Origin of the sequence: Mucilaginibacter sp. (genome assembly GCF_036568825.1) — a bacterium.
GTDB lineage: Bacteria > Bacteroidota > Bacteroidia > Sphingobacteriales > Sphingobacteriaceae > Mucilaginibacter.
This window is the reverse complement of the sequence record NZ_DATCRU010000007.1, coordinates 138,294-162,435: the sequence shown is the minus strand read 5'-3', so window position 1 is coordinate 162,435 and position 24,142 is coordinate 138,294. Positions and strand designations below refer to the sequence as shown.

The following is a 24,142-nucleotide window of genomic DNA, read 5'->3' as shown; positions in this document are numbered from 1 at the left end:
GTTAAAGAAGATAGAATTAAACCTTTTCAACCTCTACAACGTTTATAACTCTTTTAACCCTATTTCCCCACCTCAATCACATGAAATGTTCCCGGTACCATTTTAGGTCGTGGGTGCGCATTCTCTGCGGTTGGTGCTACGGGTTCCATTTTTGCTGTGGGCAGATACAGGTGGTGCGTTACCTGGTCGATACCAATGGTACGGGCGCCTGGCTCGGTGGTGATGTTTTCAATCAGTTCAAATTTATTGGCATTAATTTCCTTTACCGCTGTTATGGTACCTTCACCATTGGAGGCGTAGGCTATTTTCAAAGTCTGGTCGAATACTAATCCATCGCTCCGGCCAATTGGAAATTTCGCAACGGTTTTTCCGTTCGATGCATCCATCACTACCATGGTTTTGCTGTCACCACAGGCAATAAACAAACGGTTGGTTTTGCGGTCAATGTCTAGTCCGGAAGGTGAACTGCCGCCGTCAATTTTGTAAGTGGTGATTTTCTTCAGCGTGGTTGCATCAACTACATGTACCGTGCTATTATCTTCTCCATTTACAAATATTTTACCCTTTCCATCAGATACAGCCGTTTCCAACTTCTCGCCTAATTGTACCGTTCCTACAACTTTTTCGGTTGCCGGATCGATAAAACATAGATCGTGACTGCCGCCATCGCAGGTGATGATCTTCTTTGAAAACTCATCATAAAAAATAGCATCGGGATTTTTTACAGGTAAGGCTATTTCGCCTGTTGCAGTAAGTGTCTTCAGATCAAATACAGTAACCGAATTTCCTCTGCCATTACTGGTGAAGCCTTTATTAAGCGCATGCACTAACGCGATGCCATGTACCCCATTTGTTTTTGGAATATATCCTAATGAATCACCGGTAGTGCTTATGATGTTCACTTGCATGCCATGGGATACATACACGCGTTTATTAGCCCCGTCAGCTAAAATATAGTCCCATCCTCCCGGGCTTGATATTTTATAATCGTTCAATACTTTAAAGCCTGTTGTTTTTTGTGACCAGGATTTGAAAGGAACTGCAATTGCAACCGCGAAAAACAGTATAGGAGTAATTTTTTTCAGAGCGTTCATGTTGAGGTTTTTTATGCTATTTACACAGCGATTTTGTAATAAAATTGGAGAAAAATTATTGAAATTTTGAATTGCCCGATTTTAATTTAACAGACTAATTTGACATTTTTACCGCAAACAATCATCTCATGCAAAACATCAAAAATATCATCTTCGATTATGGCAATGTCATCTTCCTGCTCGATTTTCAAAAACTAAAAGAAGGCTGGAAAAGCCTGGCTATTGAAGATCCTGATAAGTTTTTCAGCCACGGTGTGCAGGAGCCCATTTTTGATAAGTTTGACCGCGGGTTAATTACAGAAACCGAATTCAGGGATTTTTTAAGGAATAAGATCGGTAACGCCGACCTGACTGACGAAGATATAGATGCAGCATGGAACAGCTTATTATTAGGCGTTGATGAAGGGACTCATGAGCTTTTAGCAGAGTTGAATAAAAAGTACCGTACCTTTTTACTGAGCAATATCAACCCAATTCATTACAACTATATCATGAACTATTTGAAAGATGAGTTCGGGTTTGAAAATAATGATCATTTATTTGAGAAGACATACTACTCTCACCTGATAGGTATTCGGAAACCAGATAAGGCCATATTCGAAAAAGTATTGAGTGAGAATGGTTTAGTTCCGGAGGAAACGCTATTTATTGATGATATAGCCGCCAACCTGGAACCGGCAAAACAGTTAGGCATTCAAACTTTTATGATGACCGCACGTGACACCATTCAGGATTTTATCAAACGCGAGGGTTTACTTTAATGAAAGAGCTATTACAGTCTCAATATGAATTAGTTAAAGGATCCAGAAGCGCCTTGTTTACCTATTGTTCGACCACAGGTGATGATTTCTTTAAATCGGTCCCGACCTTCAATGACAATTCAATAAGAGGCTTATTGGTTCATATTGCAAACACTTACATCAGTTGGCTGGATAATTTTGGTTTGGATGGCAGCCGCGCTTTTTATGGCAATGAAGAGGTGCAAACCCTTTATCAGATCAAAGCAATATTTGACGAGGTTGATCTGATTGTAAATGATTTTTTTGAGAAATACCAGAACGATTACCAATCTGCCATGACCAAGCACATTGCGCGGAAAGGCATCACTTTAACACTTTCACCACTGCAATTATTCACTCACGTAATCACGCACGAATTTCATCACAAAGGACAGATATTAACTATGAGCCGGCTTTTAGGTTATACACCTGTTGATACCGACATCATCAGATTTTAAGTCTCTCCGCCAGTTGGCGGAAGATTTAGAGGGGCTAAAGTTTCCTGCGTTTTCTTTCTTTGATGATCAGGCTAAGTTCACGGCTCATTTGTCCGGCGATTGCTGTGTTTTCCTGTGCACGACGGAAAAGGTATGGCAAAACGGCTTTCACCGGTCCATAGGGCACATATTTAGCTACGTTGTAACCTGCATCAGCCAGGTTAAAGCTCAGATTATCACTCATACCCAACAATTGCGAGAAATACACATGCGGGTGGTTATGCGATATCTGTTTTTCGTTCAGCAAATCTGCTAATAAGCGACAACTATTCTCATTATGCGTTCCGGCTACAAACGCTAAGCTGTTTAGGTTATCCATACAGAAGTGCAATGCGGCGTCATAATCCCGATCGGTTGATGCTTTGTCGGGCTGTATCAGGCATTCATAACCCATTTCGGCAGCACGTTTGCGTTCTTTTTCCATATAGGCGCCACGTACTAACTTTGCTCCAAGAATAAATCCTTCTTTAACGGCAACACTGTGATCATGCTTTAATGAAGCCAGTTTATTATGACGATAGATTTGATAAGTATTGTAAACAATAATCTTTTCCTTATTGAAATTACGCATCATATCCAACGCCAGCATATCAATGGTATCCTGTATCCAGGTTTCTTCTGCATCGATCATTACCGGTACACTGCTTTCATAAGCTTTGCTGCAAATAGCTAATACTCTTGCCTGTACTTTTTCCCATTCGGCAGTTTCCTGTGCTGATAACTGATCTTTTGCATCCAGTTTTTCCAGCAGACCAAATCGGCCTACACCGGTTACTTTAAATACGGTGATCGGCACAGCTTTATCGCCCGCAGCGCGTTTAATGGTTTTGATGATCTCATCACGTGTCGCATCAAAAATATGTTCTTCGTCTTCTCCCTCGACAGAATAATCCAGGATGGTTCCTACGCCACCTTTATAGAGTTTTTTGATGGTAGCATCACATTCTTCAATGGTTTCGCCGCCGCAAAAATGTTTAAATATGGTAGCTTTGATTAAGGATTTGATAGGCAAACCGATCTTCATGGCGAAGTTGGTTATCGGCGGCCCCATCTTAACAAAGAAATTGATATTGATCATCCTGAAAAGCCAGTAGGCACGTTTCAGGTCGGCGTTTGTAGAATTGCGAAAAGCTATTTCAGTATTTTCAAAAGACAGCCGCCCCTTGCCGGGATCAGCAACAGTTTCATTATTGAGCATGGCGCAAAATTAGAAAATGCAAACCAAATAACTCATTATCCTTTGAATAGTTTATTTTTGCTGCCCCATGATAACGTTTAAAGTAGAAGGCGACTACATCCCGATGATACAATTGCTGAAGGCCACCAACCTGGTTGAAACCGGCGGAGAGGCGCAAATTGTTGTTGCTGAAGGCGAAGTGCTGTACAATGGTGAGGTAGATTATCGCAAGAGATTAAAAGTAAAAAAGGGCGATCTGGTTGAATTTCGTGGGACGAAGATCAAGGTTATATAGGTTATGAAGACATTAAATAGCATCAGCTATCCGATTTTTTTTGAAGACACGCTGACCGAGCTGGTCAGTTTTATTAATAAAGGGAATTACTCACGCTTTTTTGTCCTGACCGACGAGAATACAGGCAAACATTGCCTGCCACTGATCAGGAAATATATTGACAACCTGGACAATTTTGATATCATCGAGATCAACGCAGGTGAAGAAAATAAGAATATCGATTTCTGCGTGGGCGTTTGGAAAATGCTGATCGATTTCAGTGCCGACCGTCAAAGCTTATTAATTAACCTTGGTGGTGGTGTAATCAGTGATCTGGGCGGGTTTGCAGCTTCGACTTATAAAAGAGGTATAGACTTTGTCCATGTACCTACTACCCTGCTTTCGCAGGTAGACGCCTCTGTGGGCGGAAAAACAGGCATCGACCTGGATAATATTAAGAACATCATCGGCACATTCACTCAGCCTAAAGCAGTTTTTATCGAGCCTTCATTCTTAAAAACACTTCCGGCGAGACAGATCCTTTCAGGTTTGGCAGAAATGTTGAAACATGGTTTGATATTCGATTCGGGTTATTGGAATGAGTTAAAGATCAGCAATTTACAAAACCCATCTGCAGAATTAGTTTACAAGTCGGTTGCGATCAAGAATAATGTAGTGATCGAAGATCCGCACGAGAAAGGTATCCGCAAGAGCCTCAACTTCGGCCATACCATTGGCCATGCTGTTGAAACTTATTCACTGATGCATGATGAAGACCCGCTTACTCATGGTGAAGCTATTGCTATCGGTATGATTTGTGAAGCCAAACTATCTAACATGAAAGTTGGATTGAGCGATGCTGACCTGGCTGAGATCGTTGAAGTAATTACTGGTTTGTATCCGCGTTATACAATTTCGGAATCCTGCTACAAAGAGCTGTACAGCATTATGCAGAAGGATAAAAAGAACCAATCGGGCAAGATCAACTGTACATTATTGACAAGCATCGGACAATGCCGTATTGACAATATCTGTACAGAAGACGAACTTTATGCTGGATTGAACTATTATTCCACATTGAACAATGTATTCTCTTGATAAACGAAGCGAAGCAGTAGCGGTCCTGGTGACCATGCTGGTAGTGCTTACGCTTGTCGAAATGGGGCTCAGCTATTGGGAAAACCGCAAATATTACGAGAAGCGCGACACTTTCACCAATATCTACCTGACGCTGCTGGCCTTCGTATTAAACCTGGCTGTAAAAACATCCACTTTCGTTATTCTGGATTATGCCTGGCGTTTCCGGCTGTTCGAGATAAAGAATGCTGTTGTCTATTGGGTGATATTAGTTGTAGTTCAGGACTTTTTATACTGGGTGCTGCATTACGTGGGGCATTATTGCAGGCTATTTTGGGCCATGCACGTTACGCATCATTCGTCCGAGCATTTTAATTTAACCACCGGTTTCCGGTCTACAGTATTTGAACCATTGTACCGTGTGTTCTTCTATGTACCGCTGGCGCTAATGGGTTTTAATGCTATTGACATCCTTTATGCTTACCTGATTACCCAGTTATACGGCAATATTGTCCACACGCAGTATCAAGTTAACCTGCCAAAATGGTATGGCTGGATATTTGTAACACCATCGCATCACCGCGTGCATCATGCATCGAACATTCCTTACCTGGATAAAAATATGGGTATGATGTTTATCATATGGGACCGTCTGTTTGGTACATTCCAGGAAGAAAACATCCCCGAGCCTATTAAATTTGGCTTGACTAAACAGCCGGAAGATATGGGACCTGTAAACATACTATTTCATGAGTGGAGAGCTTTATTCCGTGATATTAGAAAAGCGCCATCTCTAAAAGCCAAGCTGCAATACTTGTTCAATCCACCCGGATGGAGCCATGATGGCAGTACCCAAACGGCAAGAGTGATGCAAAGAGAATATCGAAAAATCCAATAATGTAATCTTATTAGAAAGTCAAAATAACTTAGGATATTAGTGATACCTTATATGAATGATCGCTATAATCTAAATCAATTTCATGGGAATTATTGGGGAGATGGATTTCCTCATGTAACTTTTGAATATTTAAGAGATAATTTCCTTGAGGTGGCAAGTTTAGACGCTATTTCAATTGCACTCGCATATCCTGAAAGAGCATCCCAAAAAACGAAAAACGAGATAGAAAACATTTGGTTTGATAATTTACCCAGACTACACCGGATAAAAAAACTTACAGTTCATCATCGCTTAAAGCAAGATTTTTTCGATCTGGTTTGCCAAATACCCAATTTAGAGCAGCTTTTCTTTTTTGGTTCGAGCGTTGAAGATATTTCAAACATTAAAAAACTTACAAATCTGCAGCGGTTAAATCTACACTCATTTACCCGGTTGACTGATATTTCACCACTTTCCAATCTAAAGAATCTAAAAATTCTATCAATCGAAAACTCCTTTAAAGTTGAGAACTATGAAATTATAGGTGAATTAACCGGTTTAGTTGGGCTTGAGCTTTGCGGAGATACATTTGCTCCCAAAAATCTCATGTTAAAGAGTTTAAAACCATATGTGAATTTAAAGCAATTAAGACACCTAGATATTTCAACGGCATCTATTATTGATAAGTCATATGAATGCATTTTGCAGATGCCTTCCTTGGAGAGACTCGATTTGCTTGCGAGAATGCCTGGTAGTCTTAGAGAGACCATTAAATCCACTCATAAAACCTTAAAAGCTGGCTTTTTTGTAGACTATGATTTCGATAATAAAAAATTTTACGATGGTAAAAACTGGGATTTGGAGTTTATACAATAATTTATTCAATCAATAAAACCATTATCATGCTTTATTCTGCATTAGTTTGCCGCCTCAAAACCCAGCACCTCGCCGTAGCCGAGATAGTAAAACATTTAGATGAACAACGCCTTAACCAACACCCAGAGCCCGGTAAATGGAGCATTAAGGACAACATCGCCCACCTCGTAAGTTATCAGCCCGTTTTCATTGGTCGTGTACATCAGATGCTAAAAGGCGATACACCTGTATTTAATGCTTACCGTGCTGATAATGAACCTGATTTTATAGAAGCTCGCGGCCATTCACTAAATGACCTGCTCAGCAAACTGAACGGCAACCGCCGCCAGATATTGGAGTTGATCACCAACCTACCCGATGATCAGCTTGAGCTAAAAGGCACTCATCCTAAATACGGCACACTGACCATTACTGAATGGACAGAGTTTTTCCTTTTGCATGAGGCGCATCATTTGTTTACAATGTTCAGGCTGGCGAAAGGGTAAAACTTCAACAGCGCTGGGATAAAACAAAAAAGTCAGGAAAGACTTCCTCTTCCTGATCAACAGATACTCAACTCAACCTATTATTGTTTATCCCACATCCCGATCAGGGAATTAGAATATTCTAAGCAGAGCTCTTTGGGGTTGATTGATTCAATAGCTCAATGGTTAGAGCAAAGTACATCTATGTTTTTCAACTTTTAACCTAACCCCCGGCATACAGCATCCGTTAAAGTATCTTAATTTTTACCAAATCATTATGCGTTTTCTTTTTAAAAGAAAATTTTTTAATTTCACCTTAGGCCTCAACTTAAATCCGATTCACATGAAATACCTTGTGGTACTGCTTGTTGCAGTGTTAACACTACCCAAAATCTCGTCAGCACAAAAGATTGAACTTATAAATTCCGGCGAATTGCTCAAACAGGGAGCTGTTGCTCATGATTCTGCACAATACAAAAAAGCTTTGTCGATCTATAACAAGATCACGCGTAGCGACACAAACTATGTAAGATCGTTATACGAGCGCGCCATGACGTGCGAAGCCGACAGTCAATATAAGCAGGCTATAAAATATTGTGAAGAAGCACTATCCTTACACGAACAAAGGGAATATCTTCCTGATGTGTATACTGTTTACGGCAATACATTGCACGACGATGGTCAGATTGAAAAAGCGATCAAAGTTTTTGATGCCGCCATAGCCAAATATCCTTCCAGTTCCCTGTTATACTTTAATAAAGCCATCGTTCTGATGGATCAAAAACGATATGCTGAAGCAGAAGCTTTATTTCAGAGGGCACTTCTGATCAACCCTTATATGTATAGCGCTCACTATCAAATGGGCCTTGCAGCTTTGAGACAGGGGAAAATCATACCTGCTTATCTTTCTTTTACAGGCTATCTGCTGGTAAACCCCGCAGGCAAATATTGGTCTAAATCAATTACTGCACTCAGCCAAATAGCAAGGGCTACTGACGAGGTCTTGGCTTTTAAAGAAAAAAGGACAACCGCTCCTGATGAAAATTACCAGGCGGTTGAGGATATCGTACTTTCAAAAATAGCCCTGGATAAAAACTATAAGCCTATCATTGCCATTGATGACGAAATATCCAGGCAAATGCAGGCCATCTTTGAAAAATTGGAATACAGTGATACGAATAACGATTTCTATATTCAATATTACTTCCCATATTACAAGAAGATATTTTCCGAAGGCAAATTTGAGTTGTTTGTTAATCATGCTTTTTCTAATGTGAATGTTCCTCAGGTCCAGGATTATAATAAAAAGTACAAGAAGGAACTCGACAATTTCGTTAACGGAGCAGGAGACTACTTTAACCTTATCAGGGCAACCCGCGAATTGAATTATAAGAAAAGAGATGTCGTAAACGACAGATATTATTTTGAGGATGGAAAACTGATAGGTAAAGGTGTATTGACCAATAATGGGAAAACACTCACCGGCCATTGGGAATTCTATTATCCGTCGGGTAATTTGAAAGGAATAGGAGAATACAACGCACAGGGTGATAGAGATGGAGATTGGAAGTTCTATTATGCTTCCGGCAGTCCAAAGTCAGTCGAGCCACACAAGAATAGCAAGCTGGAAGGAGATGTTGTTCAATATCATGAGAACGGTAACTTATCTGCCAGAGAGTCATATGTGGCCGGTAAGGAGGATGGCTTGTCCATTACTTATTATTATGCCGGAAACGTAAGGACAAAAACCAACTTTAAGCAGGGAAAAAAAGAAGGTGAATCAACAGAATATTATTCAAATGGCAATGTTTACCGCGTAACCAATTACATGGGGGATGTGCTTACCGGCACATCAAAAGAGTATTACAAAAACGGCGTGCTTAAAACAATAGAAGAGTACTTAAATGGTAAAGCAGACGGTGTTTATAAGAACTTTCATGACACAGGTACTCCATCAGTAGTGGGCCAAAACATAAAAGATAAAGGATATGGGGAATGGAAGTATTATTATGACGATGGCAAAATAAAAGAAAAGCGTAATTATGCGAATGACCAGGAGGAAGGCCTGCACGAAGAATATTTTGAAAATGGGCAGTTGCTGGGCAGTTACGTGCTAAAAAAGGGGAAGATCAATGGCGACGCTACTTTTTATTATGAGGATGGCAAGGTGCTTTCAAAATATGTGTATGATAATGGCGTAATCAAATCCGTAAAATTCTTTAATGAAGCAGGTGCACAGATTTACGCGTCGCAGATGAAGAACGATCTGATCGACATTGTAAGTTATAGTATAAAGGGACGGAAAAGAGAACGGATGACCTATAACAACAAAGGTGACCTTACCGGCCCTGATACCCTGTTTTATTCATCCGGGAAGGTCAGCGAGATTATTCAATATGATAAAGGTGAACAAAATGGAGCAACGGTATCCTACTACCTAAATGGAACAAAGAAATCAGAGACAAACTATACTGATGGCAAAGAAAACGGATATGCCACACATTACTATTCTAATGGTAAAATTGAATCAGAGGGTTGGGTAACAGATGGAAGCAATGAAGGCGAATGGGATTATTATGACGAAAAAGGACGGTTGACAGTTAAAGCGTATTACCGCGATGGCGACTTCAGCGGTTATAGAGAAGAATACCATAGCAATGGTAAAAAATACCTGGAACAAAAATATTATAACGGATGGCTGGAACGAATGACACAATATGATCCGGATGGAAAAGTTATGGCGGTAGATTCATTTCCGAAGGGAACCGGAAAATTTGTTCTCTATCATCCTAACGGAAAAGTAATGGCGGAGTCGAATTATATAAATGGCGATTTTGATGGATCTTACAAAACCTATTTTTTTAACGGCAAGCTGGCAACAAGTCTGCACTATAGCAAAGGTATCCAGGATAGCACTTATTTCAGCTTTTATTATGATGGCACAAAGAGTATAGAAGGCTTTTATAAAGGTGGTAACAGAACCGGTGTGTGGAAGTTTTATCAGGAGGATGGGAAATTGCACACAACAACAACCTATGCCAATGACCAAAGAAACGGAACGGAGGTGCGATTTTTCCGGGATGGTAATAAAGATCAAATATCCAATTACAAAGATGGTGACCTTGACGGTGTTTATGTGAAAAATAATTCCGACGGTAGTTTGGCTTATCAAATTAATTTTGAGGATGGTTTTGCCAGATCGTACACTTATCCGGGTAAAGACGGAAAATTAGTAACGCCTGTGATTTTGTCGCAGGTTAACGATACATTAAAGGCCTATTTTCAAAACGGAAAATTATCAAGGGTGTGTGCCTATTCCAATGGTTTAAAGAATGGAAAAGATATTATGTATTATTCTGACGGGAAAGTGTGGTCTGTGGATACAGCCGTTTACGGCATTTCGGAAGGACGTTATGCTGAATATTACCCGAACGGAAAATTAAAGTTTGAATACCCTTATGCGGTTGATAATGTAGACGGTGTTTGCAGGGAATATTACGAGACCGGAACATTGAAAAAGGAAGAACCGTATGACAATGGGTTATACGAGGGAATGGTTAAATATTTTGATTCTGGAGGCAAGCCTGTAAAAACATTGCAATACCTCTTTGGATCGCTTGTAACAGTAAAAGATGAGAAATAAAATAGCGCGATTGCTTGTTGGGGGATGTGTTTGCTTATGCTTATATAGCAATAGCGCCGGCGGGCAAACTTTTGAGTCTATTCGCAAACAGTTTCCTGATGAGAAAGCAGTGCTTTTGAACAGAGCACTAGAGTACAATATCAGCGTTAAAGACGATAAACCTTATGTAGAAAGCAAAGAGACGCAACAGATAGAATATCTTCTGGGTAGCGCAACGTCTTTTATGAGTGAGTATAGCTTTTTTCATAGTAGTTTTCAACAATTAGTGGCTTATGAAGCCTTTACCCGCACACCTGATGATAAAAAGCTAAAAGTAAACGAGTTTAAAACGAGCATCAATAAGGAAAGCTTTGTTTTTTATGATGATGTAAAACAAACGACCTTCAATTTTCCCGCCGTTGAACCAGGGGCTGTCGGTAATCTGCAGGTCTCCTGGCGCAATACCGATCCACACCTATTATCAGCCTACTACTTTTCTGGATATATGCCGGTTATCAATAGTCAGCTGAAGTTGACAGTAGCGGAAGGTATATCTTTGAAATACAAACTAATGGGGCAGGATACCGCTAATATCATCGTAACGGTAGATCACAAACATCATAGTAATATTTATACTTTCCTTTATAAGAACTGCCCTGCTGATAAGCGTTACGCTGATGCACCAGGTTTCGCGTGGTATTCTCCACATGTAATTTTCTACATCGAAAATTATAAAGATGATAAGGGCGCAACTATTCCGTACCTGTCAAACGCGGATGATCTCTATCGCCTAAATTATGGCTTTGTTAAATCCGTGAACACAACAGTAAATCCCGAACTGAAACATATCGTTGATACCTTAACCACTAATTTGTCTACGCCCGAAAGTAAAGCCCGCAGCATTTATTCGTGGGTGCAGCACCATATTAAATATGTAGCATTTGAAGACGGCATGGGCGGTTTCGTGCCCCGCGATGCAGGCCTGGTGTGCAGTCGCCGATTTGGTGATTGTAAAGACATGGCCAGTATATTAACTGAAATGCTGAATGCTGCAGGTGTACCAGCTTATTTTACCTGGATAGGAACGCGGGATATGCCATATGAATTCAGTAAAGAGCCTCTGCCGTTGGTTAGCAATCACATGATCTGCACAATTAATTTAAACGGTAAATTTATTTTCCTCGATGGCACAGATCCAACCTGCGTGTTTGGAATGCCGTCGTCGGCCATACAGGATAAAGAAGCGATGATTGGGATCAGCGAAAAAGAATATAAAATACTCAAGGTTCCGGTGATTGATAAAGACAGGAATATGGAAGTGGATACAACCTGGCTTGAACTGACACCTGATGGGCTAAAAGGAAGAATCAAAAAAGACCTTTCGGGCTATCTTTCCATGACTATGTATGGTAAGCTGATGTACTGGAACAATAAAAACCTGAAAGAAGATATGAAAGATGAGTTTGAACGTGGTTCCAATAAGTTTAAACTTGATACATTCCAGGTGTTTAAAAATCCGACAACTGACCGGATATCTGTGACCGCAGGTTTTAGCCTTCCTGATTACGCGAAGAAGATAGGAAACGAATATTACCTGAATCTCAACCTATTCAAATTTTTTGAGCACGAGGAAATAGATTACCCTCGCAGGAAAATGCCAATCGAATACAGCTTCAAATATGTTAAGAAGTATGTTACATTAATGAAGATACCCGATGGTTACAAACTAGGTTACCTGCCGCAGGGTAAATCCTTTCATAATAAAATCTGGGGCTTCGATTTCAAATATGAACAGCATGGAAACTGGATAGTTTTAACGCAGGTATTTGATAACGATAGCCTTATGCTTACCAGCGATCAGTTTGAAGCATGGAATAAGGTGCTGGAAAACTTATTTCCATTATATAAAGAAACGCTAAGCCTTACAAAAATTTAAAATTATATGATAAAACGAACCTTATCCTTATTGATGGTAACCTGGTTGTCATCACAATATTTGCACGCTCAGGCTCCTAAAATTGAACCGGAGAAATGGCTCGACAAACCTGTCATTACCAAAATAGACGAAAAGTATGGCAAGGAGTCTGCCGTGATCCTATTTGATAAACGGAAAATCGAATATGTCGACGAATCAAAACAGGACGTAGCGGAATATTATACGGAGCATAAGATTGTACATATTAATGATGACAGGGGTATTGAATATTTCAATAAAATATACCTGGGTATAACCGAAAATGCGGACATCGTGGAAATCAAGGGCCGGACGATTCTTCCCGGAGGCAAGATAATAGAACTCGATAAAAACAATATAAAGGATATTAAAGAGCAGGACGGCAATATGTACAAGATATTTGCTATGGATGGCCTTGAAAAAGGCTGTGAGATAGAGTATTATTATACCTTTAAAAGGCCGGTTTCATACTTTGGGCGGGAAATAGTACAAACGGTTGTACCTGAAATAAAAACGACATTCCAGATTGTTGCGCCCGACCGTCTCAGATTTGATATGAAGCCTTACAACTTTACCGTGGTGCCCACTGATACGGTGATCAGCAACAAGCGGATAACAGAATGTACCTTTAGTGAAACACGAGGAATGGAAGAAGAAAAATATGCCAATTATGAGGGAAATCTTCGCCGTTTGGAGTTCAAACTGTCTTATAATGATGTTACCCGAAAAGGTGAACGGCTGTTTACATGGAACGAAATGGCAAAACGTGCGTTTGCGATTTACACTGACTATGGAGATAAAGGCGCGAAAAAAGTAGCAGATATTGTTGCTGCTAATGGATGGTCGAAATTAACCGATGAGGTAGCTAAAATAACGGCGGTTGAGGACTATGTAAAAAGAACCTTTTCGTACAATGACGATCTGACAAGCGAGGAGGAAAACACGCTTGCGCCTATATTAGTAAGCAAAGTTGCCGGCAAAATAGGTACTTTAAGATTATATGGGTCGATCTTTGACTACCTGGGTGTAAACTTTCAGTTTGTACTGACAGGTGACAGGAGTAAATATATTATAGACAAGGGCTTTGAAAACTGGAACAATTGCGAGAATATATTAATCTATTTTCCAGCTGAGGGTAAGTTTATAGCTCCAACAAGGCCTGATTTTCGTTATCCATGGATAGTCCCTTTTTGGGGTGGATCAAACGGCCTTTTTTTAAAGCGCATGGCGCTTGGCAACTTCTCGACCGCAATAGCCGAAGTGAAAAATATTTCGCTGGAGGATTATACGAAATCTGTAAACAATATTGAGACTAAACTAGAGCTGAATCCAGCTCTTGATTCATTAACCATGGACGGCCGTCAGATATTTACAGGGTATGTTGCAACCGGGTATAGAGACGCATTTAATTATACCAATGACGAACAGCGGGCCAATATTATTAAAGAATTGGCTAAATCATTTGCCAGCACAGATCATATCCTTTCTAAAGAGATATTAAACCAGGAATTTGACAAAGCTACCAGCAATGAGCCTTTGGTGTTGCACATAAAAACCAAATCAAGCGAACTGGTAGAAAGAGCAGGCAACAAAATCCTTATCAAGATAGGCATGGCTATTGGGCCGCAGGTTGAAATGTACCAGGAGAAACCAAGGCAGGAGCCGGTAGATATTGAATTTGGGCATGTGGAAGAACGCAAGATAGACATGGTGATACCAGATGGGTATATGATAAGTAATCTCAACGACCTTAATATTGACCAGACTTACAAGGATAACGGCGAACTCACAATGGGTTTTGTTTCTAAATATGAAGTGAAAGGCAACGTACTTTCTGTACATATTATGGAAGAGTACCGTAATTTGCTTTATCCGATTACCCAATTTGATAGTTTCAGAAAGGTAATCAATGCTTCATCTGACTTCAATAAAGTGGTATTGGTACTGGAGAAAAAGTAGTAAAAAAATTGAGCGCTTAAACAAAAAAATCAGGAAGGGCTCCCCCTTCCTGATCAACAAATACTCAACTCAACCAATTATTGTTTATCCCACCATATCCTGGTCAGGAAATCGTCGGGGCCTTGCCGGGCTATTGCGGCATTATAGGACGCGGCGTTAAGATTTTGTTCGCTTATAGGATACAACAGCCTACGGAAAATTTTACCTCCTGTAGCATTACCTGTGTAATTATTAGGCACCAGTGCAGGATATCCTGTGCGCCTGTAGCTGGAGAAAGCTTCCTCAGCGTCAGGGAATATGGCAGCCCAGAACTGGGTGTATATCAGGTCCATTTGCTGGTCGAGCGTACCGGCCGCATTATATGGATGATTCGCGATATAAACATTGATCTGGTTATCGGTTATCGTGCCCGGCGCGCCGCCAATAATAGCCCATTGGCGCATAGCAGCGGCAATTCCGTTCGTATAGGCTACAGTAGCTGTTGATCCATTATACCAACCGCGTGCAGCGGCTTCGGCCAATAGGAAATAGCTTTCGGCAGCAGTGAATACAAGGCGTGGGGAGCTTAATAACAGTACAGTTTTTGGATTAGGCTCAGATAACGATCCAAAATTAACTGGTTTTGTATTCAGCATAGCCGACATTCCTTGTTGCAGTGCAAATGAAGTATCGGCAACTCCATTGTTATACACGATAGATATTACACCTAAACGCGGGTCTTTATTGGTTTTAAGATAGTTGATAAATACATCCTGGTATTTGCCACCTTCTGTATTTGTAACACCGTCCTGTGCTATGTAATCGCTGTTCCAAAGGTCATTTGCAAGCGGATTTTTATTGATATCCTGGCCAGAACCAACATAAGGTACTTTGGCTATATCAGCGTCTTCTAAAATAACCCCGCCTGCAATGGCTTTCGTAGCCCAGGTCTGTGCCGCATTAATATCAACCTTGGTCATGCGCATAGCATACCTCAACATCAGTGAATAGGCAAATTTCCTCCATTGGTCTGTTTTGCCACCGTATATCAGGTCCGCATCGCCGAAGGTAGCTTTTGAAGCATCAAGGCTGGTTGCTGCCTCGTCAAGCTCTTTAAGCATATCGGCATAAATGTCCTTTTGCGCGTCATAAGCAGGTTTATAAATCCCGCTGTTATAGCCCTGGCCAGCCTGTGAGTAAGGGATATCGCCATAAAGATCAGTAAGCCTGCCAAAGCAATATGCCCGCCAGATACGCGCCTCGGCAACGAGGTTGATTTGCGATGGGTCGCCGGTTGTTGCTTTAAGCACTTCTACCAACTCGTTTATCTGGTTGGGATAAGAGCTGGTAAATGCTGCTGCCGACGACTGGGCCTGGGCCAATATGTATTTTGATCCAAAACCTGCCACATCGTTAAAGCTGGTTGTATATTGCATGGTGCCAAGCAAAAGGTCCGGCATGCTCGAAACGCCATCATATTCCGCCTTGGTGAATATATACCCCGGAACCGGTTTAGGCGAGCTATTCGGATCTGTGTTATCCTTCACAAAGTCTTTCGTGCATGATTGTACTGTAATAATGCCGAGTATCATCAGCATACAATAAGTATATTTTTTCATCGTGCTCATTTTTAAATATTAGAATTTAACAGCTAGGTTTACGCCGATTGAACGTGTACGTGGCAGACCAATTGATTCAAATCCCTGGTCATTGCTATTAGTAAAGCTTTGTTCGGGATCGAAATTATCCGTCTTTTTATATAATATCCACAGGTTACGCGATACCAATGAAATAGTAGCTGACTGAATATGCACTGCTTTCAGATCAAGCGGAGGCAGGTTGTAAGATAGGATAACCTGGCGCAGCTTAACAAAGCTTCCGTCGTGTAAAAACAAATCTGAATAGATCTTATAGTTATCATAGTATGTACGCAAACCACTCACTGGAACGGTATGGGTATATGGGGCGCCGTTTTGGTCAACACCGTTTAATACCAACCCGTTGTCACGACCGGGCAGGGTCATCTTTGTCAAACCAAGGCGAGTGGCATATACCTCCATTTCAGAAAATACCTTGTTGCCAAATTTTCCGTCCAGTAAGAAGCTAAGCGAGAACCGTTTGTATTTGAATTCGTTCGTTAAGCCCATTGTAACCGGGGCAACGCTTTTTCCGACTGGAACATAAGGCGTAGCAACAGGCAAATTTGTGGTAGAGTTGAACACCACTTGCCCGCTGGCATTCTTCAGCATCCCTGTGGTGTATATGGTACCAAATGACATGCCTTCGGTGTTATTTAGCAAGCCATAGTTGTTTACCGTAGCGGCAAGCTGTATGGATGATAAACCAGGTGCAAGTCTTACAACTTTATTATCATTATAAGCTATGTTGTAATTAACATTCCATGTGAATTTAGAGGATTTAATAGGCACACCATTCAGCTGCACCTCAATACCTTTATTATCCACCTCGCCAACATTTAGGATCACATTGTTATAGCCTGATGTTGATGATATAGCTGTGTTTACAATATCGTTAGTGGTTTTACGGTCATACACGGCGAAATCCAAACCTAACCTGTTCTTTAACATTTGTAATTCGATACCTGCTTCCGTTGTTGTGGACGTGTAAGGTTTAAGATGACTGTTGGTGATATCATTGCTGGCAACGTTTTGCAGTGGTTGCCCGGCGCTTGGAACGCTTTTATAGGCAAGGTTAATTACATACGGATCCGGCGCGCCACCACCAACCTGGGCCCATGAAGCCCTTAGCTTGGCGAAGCTGAAAAATTCAGGCAGTTTAACCGCATCAGATAGTATAAAACTACCGCCTACGCCCGGATAGAAAATGCTGTTGTTTTCCGGGCTAAGCGTTGAAAACCAATCTTTACGGCCTGTAAATGATAGGAAGACCAGGCTTTTGTAATCAAGATCAGCCGATCCGAAAACTGAATTAGTAACTATTTTAGCATAATATGGCGTATTGGATATGGTTGCCAGATTTGTAGTGCTATAGAAATAAGGTATAACAAACTGAGAACCATCAGTGGTTAGCTGATCGGTAATATGCTGACGGCCATTAACCCCGGCTAAAACACTAAAGTTTATGTTTTTTACAATTGTGTTTTTGTAGCTGCCGGTAACCAGCTCATTGGTTTCAGAGACATCTGCCTTTATTGCCTGGTATTGACCGTTTAAGACATACAAGGTACCCGTTGGCAATATGTTTGAATAAGTATAATTATAAAAGTCGCGGCTTAAAGTAGCCTTGAAAACCAGGTCTTTTATTGGGGTATATAAAACAGAGCCTTGCCCGATAAAACGGTCTTTAACGTCATCTTCTTTAAATTTATTGATAACGAAGTAGCCGTTTGAAGCGATGGAGGCATCATTCCAAACTATTTCCTTGCCACTGGCATCGTACCCAGGTTTCAACCAGCGTACATCTACTGTATTAGCAACTTCCAGCGGTGTCCAGTTGGGATTACCTAATGCATCGCCTGCACCGGTACGGTTATGACCGGTTTCAATATTATACTGGGCAAGGGCCTCTACAGATATTTTACTGTTTAATTTGGCATTTAAAGCAAGATTAAAGGTTTTACGATCATAAGTAGTTCCCGGTAAAATACCTTTGCTGGAAAGATCTGCTAATGAAAAACGGTAATTAATACCCTCGCTGCCGCCTACAAATGCCAGGCTGTTGGTATAAGTACTGCCTGTTTGATAGTAATTTTCTAAATTATTTTTCTGAGCGACATAAGGGTGTGTCTTACCATCAACGGCCACGTAATCGGTTGAACCATCAATTTTCGAGCCCCATGACCGTCTGCCTGTTGCTTGCGCTTCAGCCAGGGTAGTAGGTTTCACACCACCGTCTCCCTGACCATACTCATACTGGTAATCAGGGAAAACGGCAATGTTATCATAGGTTGCTGTAGAGTTGAGTTCAATTCCTATACCTTTTTGGGCGCGGCCTTTTTTGGTGGTGATCAATATTACACCGTTTGCTGCTCGAGAACCATATAAGGCAGCCGCGGTACCTCCTTTCAGTACGCTGATCGATTCTATATCATCAGGGTTTATAGCAGCAATACCATCGCCACGGTCAACATTATTGGTTGATCCGTTTGTAGTTGGCGGACCTCCAGGTACGCTATTATCAATAGGCATACCGTTTACCACGTATAATGGCTGGTTGTCGCCGGCCAGACCGCCATTACCCCTGATAACTATACGGCTAGAACCACCAGGTCCGGTTGACAGACCTGCAGCATTAACACCCGCAACTTTACCTGATAAGCCGTTCGCTACGTTATTTTCACGGGCCTCGGTAAATTCGCTTCCTTTTAACTCTGTTACAGCATAGCCAAGCGACTTTTTTTGCTTACTGATACCGAGGGCAGTTACCACAACCTCGTTAAGCGAGCTGGAAGCTGATTTTAGTCTTACAATTATCGCAGCATCAGTGTTGGTTACCAGCACCTCTTCTCTGTTATAACCGATAAAGCCTACAATAATAGTAAACGCCTTGCCTTTGTACCTGTCCGGAACAGACAGCTTGAATGCCCCATTAGCATCAGTGACAGTTCCGACACCCGGGTCATCTTTTAACGTTATGGACGCACCTGGAACCGGGGCAGAGCTTTCATCTAAAACTTTACCGGTTAGCTGGCCGGCGATGTATCCCGAGGGTCTGTCCTGGATAGTACTAACCTCAGCAGGCTTACTTTTAATGGTGCTTTTTTCAAAAATGATGATCTTCTTTTCAAATTGCTTAAAATCGAGGTCGGTATTGTCAAGGATCAACTTTAACGTTTTTTCGACTGTCCTGGTGTCGGTTTCCAGCGAGATATTTTTGTACTGGATTATTTTTTCGGAAGGGTAGGCCATTTGGAACCCCGAGAGCTTTTCGATCTTTTTAAGGGTTTTCTTCAGCGGTTCATTTTTTGCACCAATAGTGATTGTTTCGTCCTTAATGCTTTGTGAGTTGCTCGTCTTTGCCAGCAACAGTTGGACGGTAATAAGAAGTATGGTACAACAGCAAATACTTAATCTCATTAGAAATCGGAATCCGGTATGAGTGCATAATTGCGTGGCACAAAGCCGCCACTTTGCAAAAGCGGTAATTTTTTGCATTCTTTGTATGTTTAAAAGTTTTCACTAAATTTTTTAACTACAAACTCCCATTGCTTCCCGGCGGGGAGTTTGTTTTTTTACGCCCTCTGCATGGCAAAAGGCGCACATTGCGATAAGCGCTATTTGATCAGGTTAAATTTCTTCATACTCGTCTTAGTTTAGTTGTTTTAGGGTTGTTTGTTTAGTTATTGTTTAGTTAGTTGCATCCATTGCCATCAATGGTAACTTTTTGTTGGTTTTCAAATTTGTAAGTCGTACCGCGCGCAGTACATAGTATTTCCAGAATATCTTTTAATGATTCAGTGCCGTTAAATGAAGCAGTAATCGGACAGTTTTCAAGCGCAGGGTTTTTAAACTGAATATCCACGTTGTAGCGTTTGCCAAGGGAAGTTGCTATCGATTTAAATGGCATACCGTCAAAAACCATATCGCTGCTGGCCCAGGTAAGTGTTTTTGCGGCTTCAACAGTGTTTTTCTGGCCCACATCGGTTGGATTGTTATAAACCACCTGCTCATTTGGAGTAAGTATAACAGAAGCCTTATGGTCATTATCAACTCTTACACGACCACGTGTAACAGTAACCACCACCTTTTTTTGCGACGGATAGGCCGAGATATCAAATGCAGTACCCAAAACCGTTGTCTTTACAGCACCTGTATGAATGATAAAGGGCTTTTTGTTATCATGATGAATATCAAAATAAGCCTCACCGATCAGTTCGACCTCGCGTGTATTTCCTGCAAATGAGGCTGGATAATTAAGTTTACTTCCGTGGCGCAGCACCACTTTACTTCCGTCCGACAGGGTAATGAACTGGTTTTCATTTGCACTTGCCGGTTTGATTGATGTAATTTGCTCAGATACTGATCCATTCCGGTTCATTAAATAATACCCACCGGCTAGCAGGCAGAACCCTGTTAATACCGCTGCAGCACGCATCATCCATTTCCTGGAATTTAACGATCGAACTTTATCCCTGGTTTGGGATTTAAATTCATCATACATATCATCAGCCAACTGCTGATGGCCGGTTAATTGTGACAGGTTTTGAAACTCCTGATCGTCAAATTGAATATGGTGATACCAATCATTAAGTTCCTGCTCTTCATTGGGAGTACAGAGTCCTTTATGATATTGGTCAAGTAAATAGCGGAGTCGTTGAGGTTCCATTTTAAGTGTTTACACATTATATAACACTTAACCGGAATGTTACCGTTACTTTAACTTATTATTTTTTTATTTTTTAATAAGTTTTCCATCTTTTCTAAAAAATAAGTGGAATTTGAGGTAGTTTGTTAATTTTTTTGAGTCGAATTATACTAAGTATTAATTATTTTTTACTAATATCGTCGTCATAACATGCTTACTATGTGAAACATTTACAGCATGATATACCAACTAATTGTTAACCACTTTATTTTAGACAGCTATTAACCCCCTTAGTCAACATACCGATTCAGAATTAGTCGAACTCTGGCAAGAGGGGAACGAGTATGCCTTTGAAACCCTTTATAAAAGGTATGTGGTAAAGCTGTTATCAATTGCTTCTAAAAAAGTTGATGATTACGAAACTGCGCGTGAGTTTGTGCAGGATGTGTTCATTAGCTTATTCAAGCTCAGGGATTCTTTAAACCCTGAAATTTCAGTGCTGGCCTATTTACATGTTGCCTTAAAGAATCGTGTGCTGAATCATTACCGGCATCAAAATGTTCATAAACGATATGAGCAGTACATTGCACAGCAAGAAATGCAACTAAGTGACAACACAGCCGCGCATTTACACAGCAAAGAGCTGGAGACACATCTGAAAGAAGAAATCAGAAAACTGCCCCAACAGTGCCGTACCGTTTTCTTATTAAGCCGCGAAGAAGGCCTTCCTCACAAAGAAATAGCAAATCACCTCAATATATCCGTCAATACGGTTGAACAACATATGCGCAAAGCGCTGCGCATACTCAGAACATCAATGGGGAATTACCTGCATTTGCTGATCCTATACTTTTTTATCAAGATGTGATATAAGCCGGCATTCGGTATTACCTATCCTCTTGTACTTCTACCCAATTAATCTTTATTTTATTGAACCGTTATTAACCTGGCTCAATGAATCAACTTCTGAATCGCCTATCCGTGCCGTACCGTTACCGCGTGCTGGTATTGCTTTGCTCGCTTACCACATTAACGTATATGGATCGCATCTGTATTTCCATTGTTGGTGTGCGCATCAAAGCTGATCTGCACCTCAGCAACGAAAAATTTGGATGGGCGCTGGCTGCTTTCGCACTGGCTTATGCCATTTTCGAAATTCCTTCGGGTATGCTTGGCGACCGCATTAGGCCTAAAAAAGTCTTTATTCGTATCGTGATAGCATGGTCGATATTTACCGCTTTGACGGGCTTGGTGAACGGGCTGATAAGTTTGCTTGTAATCCGCTTTTTATTTGGTGTTGGCGAATCGGGCACTTACCCAAACGCCATATTAACGGTATCCCGATGGTTCCCGGTAAGCGAAACGGGCAAGGCATTATCATGGGTTGGAATTGGCTCACAAATAGGCGCCGCGCTGGCCCCACTCATCATTGTGCCATTGGCGGTGGCATACGGATGGCGAATGCCTTTCTTCGCCGTTGGCGCGATTGGTTTATTATGGGCGAGTATATGCTACGCTTGGTTCCGCGATTTTCCTTCAGAAATGAAAGGGATGCCTGATAGCGAAAAAGAACTCATCAAATCACAATGCCGTCATAAACAAGGCCAACACTTAGTTCCGTGGAAACTCATCTTCCGCAATAGCACTTTATGGCCGTTGATGCTGATGTACTTTTGCTGCCAGTGGGCCAATTACTTTTTTATTGCCTGGATGCCGGTTTATTTGCAGGAAGGTCGAGACTTTTCAGAGAACGGCATGAAACAAGTTACCTCCCTGCTTTTTGTGGTGGGTATAGTTGGCTTTTTAACAGGCGGAGCAGCCGGCGACTGGTTCCTGAAATATAAAGGGCTCAAAATAGGCCGCCGACTTACCGGCATGCTTGGCCTTGGCTGCTGCGGGGTATTACTGTTTATAGCCGGATTTTCTCCTAATAACCTTCTGACGGCATGCTGCCTCATCGGTGCAAATTTTGCCTTCTCATTCGGGGTGATGGTATCCTACGCAGTATGCGCCGACATTGGCCGTAATAATGCCGGTACAGTCACGGGCGCTATGAACTTTTTCGGGCAGATGGGCGCTTTCTTTCTTGCCCTTATTTTTGGGCAGATCGTACAGGCCACGCATCGTTTTGACTATCCGGTGTATGTAGTAGGTGCTGTACTAATAGTGGGCTGTCTGCTCTGGTTGGCCATCGATGCTGAAAAACAGTTGCCCGAAATTGGTGATATTAGCTAACAGGTATTCTAATTACGATTATTAACTGTCGCAAAATACCCCCTCGATTGGCATTTTTACCCCTCATTTGTAGAGGTATTTCTACTATAACTTTATAGGGTTATAACACCATTTCCCTTTAATCATGATTCATTCAACCAATTTAACAAAAGCATTCGCCAAAGGTCTGTGTATCCTTTTTGTGCCCATATTATCCGTTTTGAGTTTGTTATTGCCCTCAACCGCTTTTTGCCAGGAAACAGCAGCTACGAAACTTGAGAAATGGCCGCCTGACCTGGAGCGCGATTTTGCATTAAGCGCACTCCCTCCGCATTTGCGAAAGGAAGCAACGGTTTATTTGTTAGACCCGGCAAAAGGCTATTACGTTGCAAAGAAGGGCACAAACGGCTTCGTTTGTTACATCGAAAGAACATCATGGGAATGGGGAGAGTTCAGGAAAGACGTCGCCGCACCAATTAGTTATGATGCAGAGGGGGCCAGGACGATTTTTACCGTAGTGATGGATGTGGCGGCTATGCGTGCATCCGGAAAATACACCGCGAAACAGATCCAGGGTATTGTAATAGACAGGATCAAGAAAGGCATTTATAAAGCGCCGTCAAGGTCAGGGATATCTTATATGCTCGCTCCACTTATGCGTGTATACCCGGGCCTGCCACCTAACAATCAAATAATGACGATGAATATGCCGCATTACATGTTTTACGCCCCGTACATAAATAATGCTGACATCGGCGGGGATACGACAAATGGCCCTTTTGTAAACAACCCAAGCAATTCGGTTTTAGGGGGCAGGAAAGGACCATACGGTTTTATTATTATGCCTGCAGGTTCAGCCGAAGCTGCAAAAATAGTAAACGAGAATAGTAACCTGGTAAAACGACTTGAGGCCTACAAAGCTTATTTTAAAGTTAAGCATTCATAAATGAAGTTTTTTGGCATGATGAATTAAAAGCCGAGTGAAACTTATAATCTTTTTGGCCCCGGCTCGAG

Annotated in this window: 18 protein-coding genes; 13 read left to right on the top strand and 5 right to left on the bottom strand. The window is 41.4% G+C overall.

Annotated features, from left to right (window positions below; translation table 11 throughout):
• Positions 1-59 precede the first annotated feature (59 nt).
• A complete protein-coding gene (locus VIM89_RS02145) occupies positions 60-1,094 on the bottom strand; it encodes a YncE family protein (protein WP_488154478.1) in 1,035 nt (344 codons plus the stop codon).
• Between the two features lie 128 nt (positions 1,095-1,222).
• Here VIM89_RS02145 and VIM89_RS02140 point away from each other — a divergent pair, with 128 nt between their 5' ends.
• On the top strand, positions 1,223-1,855 hold the full coding sequence (locus VIM89_RS02140) for an HAD family hydrolase (RefSeq protein ID WP_488154477.1): 633 nt from the start codon (positions 1,223-1,225) through the stop codon (positions 1,853-1,855).
• A complete protein-coding gene (locus VIM89_RS02135; RefSeq protein ID WP_488154476.1) occupies positions 1,855-2,331 on the top strand; it encodes a DinB family protein in 477 nt (158 codons plus the stop codon). Before VIM89_RS02140 ends, VIM89_RS02135 begins: the two co-directional genes overlap by 1 nt.
• A gap of 34 nt (positions 2,332-2,365) precedes the next feature.
• Here VIM89_RS02135 and VIM89_RS02130 read toward each other — a convergent pair whose 3' ends face one another.
• On the bottom strand, positions 2,366-3,568 hold the full coding sequence (locus VIM89_RS02130) for a proline dehydrogenase family protein (protein ID WP_488154475.1): 1,203 nt from the start codon (positions 3,566-3,568) through the stop codon (positions 2,366-2,368).
• A gap of 67 nt (positions 3,569-3,635) precedes the next feature.
• On the opposite strand from VIM89_RS02130, the gene VIM89_RS02125 reads away from it, so the two are divergent.
• The 8 genes from VIM89_RS02125 to VIM89_RS02090 all read left to right on the top strand — a co-directional run bounded on the left by VIM89_RS02125 (position 3,636) and on the right by VIM89_RS02090 (position 14,650).
• Positions 3,636-3,842 carry an RNA-binding S4 domain-containing protein gene (locus tag VIM89_RS02125; protein WP_488154474.1) on the top strand — a complete coding sequence of 69 codons (207 nt, stop codon included), beginning with the start codon at positions 3,636-3,638 and terminating at the stop codon, positions 3,840-3,842.
• Between the two features lie 3 nt (positions 3,843-3,845).
• Positions 3,846-4,919 (top strand): 3-dehydroquinate synthase, encoded by a 1,074-nt coding sequence (gene aroB, locus VIM89_RS02120; protein ID WP_488154473.1) that lies wholly within the window; start codon positions 3,846-3,848, stop codon positions 4,917-4,919.
• Positions 4,906-5,796: a sterol desaturase family protein gene (locus VIM89_RS02115; protein WP_488154472.1), complete on the top strand. Its 891-nt coding sequence runs from the start codon at positions 4,906-4,908 to the stop codon at positions 5,794-5,796. Before aroB ends, VIM89_RS02115 begins: the two co-directional genes overlap by 14 nt.
• 51 nt (positions 5,797-5,847) lie before the next feature.
• A complete protein-coding gene (locus VIM89_RS02110; RefSeq protein ID WP_488154471.1) occupies positions 5,848-6,651 on the top strand; it encodes a leucine-rich repeat domain-containing protein in 804 nt (267 codons plus the stop codon).
• A gap of 26 nt (positions 6,652-6,677) precedes the next feature.
• A complete protein-coding gene (locus tag VIM89_RS02105; protein ID WP_488154470.1) occupies positions 6,678-7,136 on the top strand; it encodes a DinB family protein in 459 nt (152 codons plus the stop codon).
• 322 nt (positions 7,137-7,458) lie between these two features.
• Positions 7,459-10,758, top strand: a complete 3,300-nt coding sequence (locus VIM89_RS02100) for a tetratricopeptide repeat protein (protein WP_488154469.1) — start codon at positions 7,459-7,461, stop codon at positions 10,756-10,758.
• Complete coding sequence (locus VIM89_RS02095) at positions 10,748-12,673, top strand: DUF3858 domain-containing protein (RefSeq protein ID WP_488154468.1); 1,926 nt, start codon at positions 10,748-10,750, stop codon at positions 12,671-12,673. Before VIM89_RS02100 ends, VIM89_RS02095 begins: the two co-directional genes overlap by 11 nt.
• A 6-nt stretch (positions 12,674-12,679) precedes the next feature.
• Positions 12,680-14,650, top strand: coding sequence for a DUF3857 domain-containing protein (locus VIM89_RS02090; protein ID WP_488154467.1), 1,971 nt, complete (start codon positions 12,680-12,682; stop codon positions 14,648-14,650).
• Positions 14,651-14,727: 77 nt separating this feature from the next.
• On the opposite strand, the gene VIM89_RS02085 is transcribed toward VIM89_RS02090, so the two are convergent.
• The 3 genes from VIM89_RS02085 to VIM89_RS02075 all read right to left on the bottom strand — a co-directional run bounded on the left by VIM89_RS02085 (position 14,728) and on the right by VIM89_RS02075 (position 20,935).
• Complete coding sequence (locus VIM89_RS02085; protein WP_488154466.1) at positions 14,728-16,248, bottom strand: SusD/RagB family nutrient-binding outer membrane lipoprotein; 1,521 nt, start codon at positions 16,246-16,248, stop codon at positions 14,728-14,730.
• A gap of 18 nt (positions 16,249-16,266) precedes the next feature.
• Positions 16,267-19,686 (bottom strand): SusC/RagA family TonB-linked outer membrane protein, encoded by a 3,420-nt coding sequence (locus VIM89_RS02080; RefSeq protein WP_488154465.1) that lies wholly within the window; start codon positions 19,684-19,686, stop codon positions 16,267-16,269.
• 274 nt (positions 19,687-19,960) lie between these two features.
• Positions 19,961-20,935 (bottom strand): FecR family protein, encoded by a 975-nt coding sequence (locus VIM89_RS02075; RefSeq protein WP_488154464.1) that lies wholly within the window; start codon positions 20,933-20,935, stop codon positions 19,961-19,963.
• A gap of 259 nt (positions 20,936-21,194) precedes the next feature.
• On the opposite strand from VIM89_RS02075, the gene VIM89_RS02070 reads away from it, so the two are divergent.
• The 3 genes from VIM89_RS02070 (at position 21,195) to VIM89_RS02060 (ending at position 24,074) form a co-directional block, all read left to right on the top strand.
• On the top strand, positions 21,195-21,782 hold the full coding sequence (locus tag VIM89_RS02070) for an RNA polymerase sigma-70 factor (RefSeq protein ID WP_488154495.1): 588 nt from the start codon (positions 21,195-21,197) through the stop codon (positions 21,780-21,782).
• An 86-nt stretch (positions 21,783-21,868) separates the two neighbouring features.
• A complete protein-coding gene (locus VIM89_RS02065; RefSeq protein ID WP_488154463.1) occupies positions 21,869-23,149 on the top strand; it encodes an MFS transporter in 1,281 nt (426 codons plus the stop codon).
• Positions 23,150-23,273: 124 nt separating this feature from the next.
• Positions 23,274-24,074 carry a hypothetical protein gene (locus VIM89_RS02060; RefSeq protein WP_488154462.1) on the top strand — a complete coding sequence of 267 codons (801 nt, stop codon included), beginning with the start codon at positions 23,274-23,276 and terminating at the stop codon, positions 24,072-24,074.
• Positions 24,075-24,142: the final 68 nt, after the last annotated feature.